Annotated in this window: 3 protein-coding genes; 1 reads left to right on the top strand and 2 read right to left on the bottom strand. The window is 35.4% G+C overall.

Annotation, left to right across the window (positions count from 1 at the left end):
• Positions 1-55 precede the first annotated feature (55 nt).
• Together ABT160_RS46625 and ABT160_RS46620 are read right to left on the bottom strand one after the other, a co-directional pair.
• The gene (locus ABT160_RS46625; protein WP_450027041.1) at positions 56-625 is read right to left on the bottom strand and encodes a recombinase family protein; all 570 of its coding nucleotides are present in this window, start codon (positions 623-625) and stop codon (positions 56-58) included.
• Between the two features lie 186 nt (positions 626-811).
• A complete protein-coding gene (locus tag ABT160_RS46620; RefSeq protein WP_351656406.1) occupies positions 812-1,702 on the bottom strand; it encodes an IS982-like element ISLll1 family transposase in 891 nt (296 codons plus the stop codon).
• Between the two features lie 110 nt (positions 1,703-1,812).
• On the opposite strand from ABT160_RS46620, the gene ABT160_RS46615 reads away from it, so the two are divergent.
• Positions 1,813-3,009: a M20 family metallopeptidase gene (locus ABT160_RS46615; protein ID WP_015082999.1), complete on the top strand. Its 1,197-nt coding sequence runs from the start codon at positions 1,813-1,815 to the stop codon at positions 3,007-3,009.
• Positions 3,010-3,186 lie beyond the last annotated feature (177 nt).

Raw genomic sequence — 3,186 nt, 5'->3', positions numbered from 1 at the left:
ATAAAATAAAAGACCAGCTCACAACGATTAAGTTATGAGCTGATTAGATTTTATTCTAAAACTTATTAATATATCTATAAATTGTGGTTCTTGAAACTCCCCAAGAATCCGCAATCGACTTAATCGGCGTACCACTTTCTACCAAGGTTTTAAGAAGCTTTACGTCTTGCTCCGAAAATTTCTCAGGTCTTCCTCCAAGCCTTCCTCTTGCACGTGCGGCTTCTCTACCAGCGGCAGAACGCTCCAAAATAAGATTTCGCTCAAATTCCGCAAAAGCCGCAAACAAATGAAACATCAATTGTCCAGTCGAACTTGATTTATCCATTGTAATATTTTCTTGCAAGCTATGGAAGCTTACTCCTTTATCATTAAGTGAATTAACTATGCTAATTAAGTCCTCCATATTTCTTCCTAATCGATCTAACCGCCAAACAACGATCGTGTCTCCAGGACGAGAAAATTCGATCGCGGATTTTAATCCAGGTCTATCTTTTTTACTTCCTGACATATGATCAGTAAATATTTTTTCACAGTTATATTTTTTTAGACTATCTTTTTGTAAATCCAAATTTTGAAGTCCAGTTGAAACTCGTGCATATCCGATATTCATTTTTTTCTCCTTCATTTTAATTTATTGTATCATAACTTAAAAATATATATATAAATGAACATAGAATAAATTACGGGTTAATGAACAAGGAATGTAAATGATTTTGAGAAATTTAATAGGAAAAGAAGAGTGTTCAGAAAATGACCATTTTATGGACGCTCAAATATAAAAGAACATTGACCTACCCGAATTGCTAGTTGATTATTTAGCCATGACTTGATACCCGATAGAATATCTTAAAGTCTCTGGTTCCAGTGATTTAGCTGATTTTAACAGTAAAGAATACGCTAAAAGTATCATCTCTAATTTCAATTGAAAACCTTGAGGCGAACGACTTTTACAACGCTCAGCTCCTAGATTTGTCAAAAAAGAGAAAACTCGCTCAATCACTTTTCTATGTTTTGAAAAATTAGGGAAAAGGATTTTCTTTTGCTTCATGTTCTTCCTGACAGGTGTAATTAGATCAATTCCTTCTAATTCCAGCCTTTCATGCAGTGACTGACCTAGATATCCCATATCTCCAAGGACTGTTGGTGTCCCAAATTGACTCAACACTTCCTCGGTCATTGAACTATCAGCCATTGAAGCAGGAGTAATTGTGTAGTCTATGACATAGCCTGATTCACTGACTAAAGCATGACATTTACATCCATAGAAGTACTGTCCCTTTGTAGAATTGTAGCCAACATTGGCATAATCTCCAAGAACTTTGCTTCTGAAATTACGAATAGGCTGACACAAAGGAATGGGGAAGCTGTCAATAATGGATACACTCATTCCTTCAACCTCTTTAAAGACGAGTGCTTGGCGAATGACTTGGATACTCGGTAAGAGGGCATTACAACGGCGGACAAAGCGAGAATATTCTAGGAAATTAGGAAATAAACTTTGAGCAAATTGGTGCTTAGCTTTAAGCGTTTCACTAAAATGCAGTACGCCCCAGAGGTAACAAGCGATAACTAAGCAATCTGATGTTGCGAGATGGACGTTCTTTCGGTTTTGAACCTCAAGGGAAACACTCGTTTGATAAAGCGTCTCAATGGTTGTCAGTAAATAAACAAAAACTTTTGGAAGTGTGCTATTATAAGTCATATAAGTCGTGCGCTTTCTAATGCTTAGTGGTTTAAGATTAGGATAGCACGACTTATTTATTTTCCAATGAAATTAACTAGCAATTCGGGTAGAAAGTTTAGAGGTATCATATGAAACTACTTAATAATTTGTTGACTAGCTTAACACAATATGAGAATGAAATGATTCAAATTAGGCGTCATCTTCATCAATACCCAGAAATTTCTTTTCAAGAAAAAGAAACATTTAAGTATATTATGGGCTTTTATAAAGAACTTGACTGTGAACCAAAACTTATCGGAAAGGGATTTGGAATCATCGTTGATATTGAAGGTGGAAAATCCGGAAAAACTCTTGCGTTGAGAGCAGACTTTGATGCTCTTGCTATTTTTGAAGATAATGATTTAAGTTTTAAATCGGTCAATCCAGGAGTAATGCATGCCTGTGGACACGATGCACATACTGCATATTTGATGGTACTTGCTAGAGAACTAGTAAAAATAAAACAAGAACTTCCGGGAAGAGTTAGAATTGTCCATCAACCAGCAGAGGAAGTATCTCCTGGTGGTGCCAAAGGTATGATTAAAGCAGGAGCTCTTGACGGTGTCGATAATATGATCGGGGTTCATGTGATGACTACAATTAAAACAGGGGTCATTGCCTATCATAATAAAGAAACTCAAACGGGACGTTCTAATTTCACCATTACAATCAAAGGAAACGGAGGTCACGCTTCTATGCCACAATTAAGTAATGATGCAATAGTAGCCGCTAGTTACTTTGTAACTGAACTCCAAACAGTAATTTCAAGAAGAATAGATCCATTTGACATGGGTACTGTAACTATTGGATCATTTGATGGAGCAGGAAGTTTTAATGCTATACAAGATAAAGTAGTGTTAAAAGGGGATGTTCGGATGATGAAAGAAACAACTAGAAAAGTCATCCGAGACCAAGTGAAACAAATTGCTAAAGGCGTTGGAGTAACCTTTGGGGTTGAAGTGATTGTAGATTATGACGATAACTATCCTGTACTCTTTAATTCAGAAAATCTCACTCACTTTGTAGTTGACAGCTTAAAAGATCAGAATATTTCAGAAGTCAATAATATAGTCGATTTAGGACCACAAAATCCTTCTGAAGATTTTTCATATTATGGGCAAGTTGTACCAAGTACTTTCTTTTACATTGGTGCACAGCCTGAAGACGGCGGAAATTATCCCCATCATAGCCCTTTATTTAAAATGAATGAGAAAAGTATTTTAATCGCGGCTAAAGCAGTTGCAACTGTAACTATAAACTATCTATTTTTCAATAAAAAAATGTAGATTTACAAATAGCAAGATTTGTAGCTAAAGTTGCTCCTTCGTTATTTAATAAACTTATAAAAATATTTCTATCCTATGTCCAGAAAAAGGTCATTTTCTGGACACTCTTCTTTTGTTATAAAAACTCTCAAAATCATTTACATTTCTCGTTCATTAACCCGTAATTTATTCTATGTT

The sequence above is a fragment of the Streptomyces sp. NPDC001941 genome, assembly GCF_040296945.1.
Taxonomy (GTDB): Bacteria; Actinomycetota; Actinomycetes; order Streptomycetales; family Streptomycetaceae; genus Streptomyces.
The sequence above is the reverse complement of the archived record's forward strand: the minus strand, read 5'-3'. Positions and strand labels throughout refer to the sequence as shown.

Coding starts and splice junctions, on each gene's coding strand:
- ABT160_RS46615 (WP_015082999.1), top strand. CDS start 1,813: ATGAAACTACTTAATAATTTGTTGACTAGCTTAACACAATATGAGAAT.
- ABT160_RS46620 (WP_351656406.1), bottom strand. CDS start 1,702: ATGACTTATAATAGCACACTTCCAAAAGTTTTTGTTTATTTACTGACA.
- ABT160_RS46625 (WP_450027041.1), bottom strand. CDS start 625: ATGAAGGAGAAAAAAATGAATATCGGATATGCACGAGTTTCAACTGGA.